This is a genomic window from Pseudomonas avellanae BPIC 631, from assembly GCF_000444135.1.
In the GTDB taxonomy this organism is placed as follows: domain Bacteria; phylum Pseudomonadota; class Gammaproteobacteria; order Pseudomonadales; family Pseudomonadaceae; genus Aquipseudomonas; species Aquipseudomonas avellanae.
Genome location: NZ_ATDK01000432.1, coordinates 1 through 6,070 on the forward strand (window position 1 = coordinate 1; position 6,070 = coordinate 6,070).

At 51.1% G+C, this 6,070-nt stretch carries 6 protein-coding genes and 2 pseudogenes; 5 read left to right on the plus strand and 3 right to left on the minus strand.

Annotation, left to right across the window (positions count from 1 at the left end; translation table 11 throughout):
* Positions 1 to 74: 74 nt before the first annotated feature.
* Positions 75 to 464 (minus strand): hypothetical protein, encoded by a 390-nt coding sequence (locus DW49_RS0123600; protein WP_024421445.1) that lies wholly within the window; start codon positions 462 to 464, stop codon positions 75 to 77.
* A gap of 589 nt (positions 465 to 1,053) precedes the next feature.
* On the minus strand, positions 1,054 to 2,469 hold the full coding sequence (gene gmtY / locus DW49_RS0123605) for a gamma-mobile-trio recombinase GmtY (protein ID WP_005622278.1): 1,416 nt from the start codon (positions 2,467 to 2,469) through the stop codon (positions 1,054 to 1,056).
* 322 nt (positions 2,470 to 2,791) lie between these two features.
* Between gmtY and DW49_RS01000000128830 the strand changes: the two are divergent.
* From DW49_RS01000000128830 to xopAF, 4 genes and pseudogenes are all read left to right on the plus strand, one after another.
* A pseudogene (locus DW49_RS01000000128830) lies at positions 2,792 to 3,334 on the plus strand (mechanosensitive ion channel family protein); the annotation flags it as partial.
* A gap of 68 nt (positions 3,335 to 3,402) precedes the next feature.
* Complete coding sequence (gene relB, locus DW49_RS0123615; protein WP_005622273.1) at positions 3,403 to 3,594, plus strand: type II toxin-antitoxin system RelB family antitoxin; 192 nt, start codon at positions 3,403 to 3,405, stop codon at positions 3,592 to 3,594.
* Positions 3,584 to 3,865 (plus strand): type II toxin-antitoxin system RelE/ParE family toxin, encoded by a 282-nt coding sequence (locus tag DW49_RS1000000130940; protein ID WP_081591738.1) that lies wholly within the window; start codon positions 3,584 to 3,586, stop codon positions 3,863 to 3,865. Before relB ends, DW49_RS1000000130940 begins: the two co-directional genes overlap by 11 nt.
* A 518-nt stretch (positions 3,866 to 4,383) precedes the next feature.
* Positions 4,384 to 5,025, plus strand: a complete 642-nt coding sequence (gene xopAF, locus DW49_RS1000000133800; RefSeq protein ID WP_306341687.1) for a XopAF/AvrXv3 family type III secretion system effector — start codon at positions 4,384 to 4,386, stop codon at positions 5,023 to 5,025.
* Positions 5,026 to 5,304: 279 nt separating this feature from the next.
* On the opposite strand, the pseudogene DW49_RS1000000130955 reads toward xopAF, so the two are convergent.
* Positions 5,305 to 5,536 (minus strand): annotated as a pseudogene (locus DW49_RS1000000130955) (transposase); the annotation flags it as partial.
* 222 nt (positions 5,537 to 5,758) lie between these two features.
* Between DW49_RS1000000130955 and DW49_RS0123630 the strand changes: the two are divergent.
* Positions 5,759 to 5,992 (plus strand): hypothetical protein, encoded by a 234-nt coding sequence (locus tag DW49_RS0123630; RefSeq protein WP_024421446.1) that lies wholly within the window; start codon positions 5,759 to 5,761, stop codon positions 5,990 to 5,992.
* Positions 5,993 to 6,070 lie beyond the last annotated feature (78 nt).

The following is a 6,070-nucleotide window of genomic DNA, read 5'->3' on the forward strand; positions in this document are numbered from 1 at the left end:
TGGCCAAACTGGATCGTGATGCGTTCTTCAATGCTGAGTTCATGATATGACATAGGTTCACCGTACCGGATTGGTCAGGTGTTGCGCTCAGTTTTTGCCGCCGCCGGGTTTTTGGGCAGATCGTCATGCTGCTTCTGCAGCGCTTTGTAATCTTTAATTTGTAAGATGCCTCTAACTAGAATAAGCGCCTTTGCTTCTTCGTAAGTCTTAAAGACTTGAGCAACAAGGATTGGACGGCGCGCACCGTGATTGAAAGTTCGAGTTGGCCTTTTCTTTGTGGGCTGTTGCGACGGATTACTATCGTGCCGCTGTGCAAATTTTTGATTACCAGCTTGCTCAACTTGGTCTTGTTCAACCTGGCTTTTCTCAATTTGGCTTTTCTCAAATTGAGATTTTTCACCTAGACCAACTTGTTCACTTACTTTCTTCTGGGCATAGCTCTGCTTGCCGCCTAACTTGGCCATGGGCGCTCTCCAACGTTTGATCTGAGACCAGCAAAACTACCGCAAATAAAAACAATTGAAAAGACCCACTTAATTTTGAAAAAATCAATATATACCTAATTCTAAATTGAGGATTAAGACTTATATTGAGATTAATTTTGAATTGAACTCTACCTCACGAAATCTAGCAAACTCATGCGGGCCGATGGCTCGGAATTTCGCGTAAGGGTCGCCAATTTTGAATTGGGAGTTTTTTTCTGGCCGGCCTAAGCGCTTGGCTCAATTCAGAATTGAACGCATATCGAAACATCTTGTTACACTTTAGGTTGTTTTAAGACATTTCGGGCTATTCCTGGCCGGCCAGTCTTTTGGGAGGTGGTTAAGGGGGAATAGGGCTCTCACTAGCGCCTTGGGTGCATTGGCTTTCCCAGTGGCTTTCCAGTGACTTTCAGGGCGTAAAGCACCGAGTAGGGTGACGTGGTGGACGAGGCTGGCGACGTGCAAGATGGGCGGCCATCGTGGAACAACACACTGGTGTGACGATCATGCTGTGGTAAGGCTGACATGCAAGGGGGCTGCCCGCGTGAAGGGAGCGGGCAGCTTTCAATGATTACTGACGTTCCTGTTCGCTCTGGAGTTCTCGTGCTTCCCGACGCTTCTCTGCGAGACGTTTCTCACCCTTCATCCTTTCGACCCTAGTGTCTTCGTACGTAGGCTCTTTGTAGACCCGCTGCGACTCGATATTGCGATGGTGCAAGGCCTTCTGAATAAACTCCTCAGAAAGATCTGACTCACAAAGCCTGTAGCCGTATGCGTGACGATGACCATGCTCAGTGGTTCCGAGCTTCTTGGAGTGTTCTAAGCCAATACGGTGCACTGCATCACGGTGTTGTCGGTTGAAGTTTTTCATCGTCTCCGGTCTACCGTCTGTGTTCGTGAACGCGTACGGATGGTCTTCAGTCGGCAGAGGGTCGACTCGCTGATACTTAAGGTAGTTTGCGTAATAGTGAAGGAATACCTTGGCCATATCTAATGGATAGAAATAGACTTCAAGAAAGCCATCAGAACCATCAGTCAACAGCGGGGACTTCCAGCCGGCATGCAGTGAGTCTGTCTTCGAGTACTCCGTGCGAGGCTTTCTGCGATAACGTCGGTTCAGATAGTCACGGCGATTGGTATAGCCCTCTTCCTGAACACGTCCATTCTCAGGGTGCCAGATACGCACATAGGCTTCTTTACGCTTCCTGTCGGCAATCACGTCAGACAAAAACAAGTGAAAGATCTCGCTCTTACGCAGCCCCGCATAATGCATCAAAACTGTGATCGCCCTTCCCTTCCAATCGATACGGTCATTTGCCGTAGCTTCCGGATCTGCCATGCGGCGCACCCATCCGGTTTCAAGCAAGTTGTTAATCTCACTTTCGGGAAAGCGCTTCGTTAGCCTCCTATTGAACATAGGCACGTTCGAAGTTTGCGTGCGCCGAACCCATTGATTCTCAGCCGCTGCGTCCTTTGGCTTGTTGAGATAATTTAGGAACACATTGGATTGACGCTGGTAATAGGCGCACCAGTTCATCCGCTCCTCCACAGAGGTCGCCTTCCTGAATGGGTTAACTAAAGACTGCTCGTGTCCAGACTCACCAACGAGCCAATCGGTGTACGCGGTGATGTGCTGCAAGAGCGTACGGGCATCCTCGGCTTTACGCGGTAACCAGTACAGCCCACCAGGATCTTGCTGGGTCTCGATGTTGATCGTTCCGTATTGAAGGGCTGTCGCAAACGACTCCAAGAGCTCTGTCGTCTTGCTGAAGTGGCCTTCGTTCGCACCGATGTACGACAGCAGCAGCTTCATCGCGAATACGTTCCGCTCACGCCACGAGGCACTCTTCTTGAGGTAGCGCGTCGAGGCCAGAAACCTCAGGTGTGAGATCAGAATACCTTGAGGCGTGAGCAACGCCGGAAGCTCAATCTCACGCCCCGTATTGTCGCTCTGGTACAGCGTCCTGATCTTCAAGCTGACTGTCATGGTGCTAGCTCTCCTGCCCTCTTCTCCACGCCCTTTGCTGGCAAACCTAGTTGTAGTCTGTGTCTTCTGATCCTCGTCTGCCTGCTTGGAATGATCTGCTTGGGGTACGCAGCTTGGCAGAGGACGCGTGGCTTCTGGGGTTGGCGGCTATTTGGTATTAGTAGTAGATAGTAGTTAGTATGTGGATATTACCTATTGTAGCGATGGAGAGCTCTCCCAGGGAAGAGGTGGTGACGGGATTATTTGGTTGTTTTTCGAGCGGCTTCTGGGGCTGGCAGGGCTTGAGGGGGGATGGATAGTATAAATGTGGTACCGGTGATAATGGCGCGGCATGCAGCAATCCGGCGGACGGCGCATCAAACGCAGCCTGTTCATCGACGCCAGCGGCGTGCGCTTCGTGCGTGACGATGAAGAACAGCAACTCATGCAAATCCACCTGCTCACCGACTACATCGGCCGCAAACAAGCCGAACTGCTGGCCTGGAACGAAGCGCAAGGCAACGTCGCACAGATGTCCGCCAACCGCCGACGCATGACCAACATCGGCACCTTCCGCGCCTACGCCCTGGCGTACCTGAAAAGCCACATGGACATCAACTCCGGCATGACCTGCATGGTCCGCCAGCTGGAGCCTACTTCGCAGGGCATCCCGCTGGAAATCTACTGCTTCACGCGTACGACGGTGTGGGTCGATTACGAGCGGATACAGGGGGATATTTTCGATTATCTGATTACGGTGATGCCAGAGTTCGGGTTGAGTTTGTATCAGCAGCCGAGTGGGGCGGATATGCGGGTTGGGTTGGGTGGGCAGTCCGACCGGGCCGGGAATGCGCAGACGGCAGAGGCGTTTCCTACAGAACGTTAAGGCTGAAAGGCACAGACAATGAGCAACTGAACGCCTAAGGTGGATTCACAGCCAACAGGAGCTTGATCATGAGCGCTCGAACTTCTCCAATCGTGTCGGAGTTTAAAACTGAGGAACAGGCCGCCAGCTACGACAAATGGTTTCGTGCCCAGGTGCAGGCTTCAATCAGTGATCCAGCGCCAAATATTCCACACGATCAGGTCATGGCCGAGATGCGTGAATTTCTAGAGTCGAAGCAGACTCCGTCAGATGCTGGTTGAGTGGCGGCCGGCAGCACGAATTAACCTGCAGCAAATACCTCTCTACATTGCAGACAGAAACGCACAAGCAGCCAGCGAGCTGGGAATGGCGATAGAAGTAGCCACCTCAGCTCTCCCGCAACACCCTTGCTTGTACCGCCAAGGGCGAGTGCCTGGAACCCGGGAAATCGTTGTCCACCCCAATTATCTCGTTGTGTACCGAGTGACAGATCGGATCGAAGTTCTCGCAGTGCTTCACGCAAGGCATGCCTACCCTACCGACGCCGGGTAAATCTTCGATTGCGGGATATGGAACCACTGAAGAGTTTTAACCACTCAGTAGCTTTCTTTTTTGAGCTACACGTATGCGCGTATCAAACTGCTCAGCACCTGTGATCAACCATACCATTCAAACATGTGCCGCCCACTCGACCTTGAGTAGTGTCGCCATCGAAATCCAAGTATCACATCACAAACGAAAAGCAAATTAGCGAACCCTATACATTAGCCCTATGAGGCGTGGTAACGACCACACCAAGTTTTCGGCTTTGCCGCTACGATCCTAAAATTTAATCCTACATTAAAGAGAGAACCGTCATGGGGCTATGTATTTCAAAAAACTCTGGTAGCAGCTACAGCTATAATGATACTGACCGCTGGGAAGTGCCTGCATGCCCTCCAAACGCCAGGTCTGTATCCAGTCATCAAACGGCATCTGCGAGTGACATCGCATCAGACGAGGTGGATGAACGTCCTGCAACGTTTTCTCATTTTCAACTCGCGCGGTGCGGTGGAGAGTATACGCTTAGCATGGTTTCTTCAGCGGCATATCAAGCAGAAAGACGGCATCGCGGTGGTTTAATAAAAGATCGTAGTCAATCCATACTTCCATGGGTCCAGGTATATCATTCTAAAGAAGGTTTGGATTACAGTTTCCAGATCGACAGAACCACGACTGTCAAGGTGGCGGGGTTCAACTGCTCTGTCGCCAATGATGGAGGGACTCGTCATTTATACAGCGCTGGTACGAGCCAGGTAAATATGCCTGTCATCGCAGACAACATGAGCGCATGCATCGCTGTCGCGTGTGCGGCTGAAAACGTGGATGCTGACACGGGTGAACGTATGCCGGGGGCGAAAGTTCGGGTATTCCATCTACTCCCTTTTCGTCGCGAAGACCTTGTGCCAGAAGAAGTTCTAGCTTCTGTACGCGACTATCTGCGAACCACCAAGGAACAGGGGCTGACAATGCGCGTAGCCATGCATGGAGGGAATACAGAGGGTGATTTCTCAGTCAGCACTGCGCAGGCATTGAAAGGCCTGTTTGCTAATGAAGGGATCCCGCTTGAATTTGACGAGACCTGTGCAAACCGAACGTCTAAAACACTGCTTGGTGCCGTTATTCTGGATGACGGCTCGACTCATTTCATAAAACATCTGGTCGCACAATAATTCAATAAAGCGCTACCTATAAAAACCTCACATAAAACCTACAAACCTGCAATCGACGCGATTCATGTGTAGGTATTTCATATGGAACCACTAGCCCGCGCCGTGCGGGCTAAGTACGTAACGGAAGCGTGATTTTCGCGCACCGCAGATCTGAAGATAACTAATGCTCTGGCAGAAAATGAGTGATCCATGATCCCGGCATTCCAAGCCCGTATTTGATCCCTGATGCTGCGCCCTCGGTCTCTTTCTTGAGCCAGCACCGCCGTGATGTGTAGTGGTCAGCAACTCGATCGGCTCATTGGCACTGAGCTGATCGGCCAGCGCATGCGATCGTGTTCTTCCGACATCAAAAGCACGGTAGCCTTTTTAAAATAAATTTCTCCCGCTCAAGACGGGCAATCCGAGCTTCCAGCTCTTGGATTTCTTGCTGCTCGGGCGCTAGGTCTCTGCTCTGAGGCGTTATGCAATTACGCTCCTGCTGGAGCTGGCTTATCCAGCGACGCAGCGCAGACGATGCATCTGGCAAAACATATCCACAAGATCCTTAACTCTGTATGGCAGTTTTCCCATATGCACATAACCGCGCCGAGTAGCGCAACCAACCCGAGCCCACCTGAAGCCCTCATTGAGCCTTGCTTTCAGTAATGAGCTAGCGGCTGGCGTAGTAAAAATAGCAATTAGCCACTACTCGTCTATGCTTGACCTTCCGCAGTATTTTCAAGGAGAGATCTCGATGGCTGTTCCGAATGTGAGTGGACTGGGCATGCCCGTTACCGACGACTTTGAAGCTTGGCTCGGCGAAAGGAACCGGTGGCTGCAGACAGCTGCCAAGAATCTAATCGAGACCAAGAAGCCCCCTACCGATGATCAGATCACAGAGCTTGCTCGGCTTTGCATCGTCGAATCGAAAAAGGAACAAGACCCAGGCTTCGGCACCGTAACACCTAGTGTACTGTTTTCGAAATAAGTTACCCATAACCTGCAAGCTAAGCTATTGATAAGATTTGAATTTTCCGTTAGTTGGTGGCTGATTTTTTCGAAAACA

Bases quoted from the DNA above. Each gene is read 5' to 3' on its own strand.
- xopAF (WP_306341687.1), top strand. From the start codon at position 4,384: ATGGTTTCTTCAGCGGCATATCAAGCAGAAAGACGGCATCGCGGTGGT.
- DW49_RS0123600 (WP_024421445.1), bottom strand. From the start codon at position 464: ATGGCCAAGTTAGGCGGCAAGCAGAGCTATGCCCAGAAGAAAGTAAGT.
- DW49_RS0123630 (WP_024421446.1), top strand. From the start codon at position 5,759: ATGGCTGTTCCGAATGTGAGTGGACTGGGCATGCCCGTTACCGACGAC.
- relB (WP_005622273.1), top strand. From the start codon at position 3,403: ATGAGCGCTCGAACTTCTCCAATCGTGTCGGAGTTTAAAACTGAGGAA.
- gmtY (WP_005622278.1), bottom strand. From the start codon at position 2,469: ATGACAGTCAGCTTGAAGATCAGGACGCTGTACCAGAGCGACAATACG.
- DW49_RS1000000130940 (WP_081591738.1), top strand. From the start codon at position 3,584: ATGCTGGTTGAGTGGCGGCCGGCAGCACGAATTAACCTGCAGCAAATA.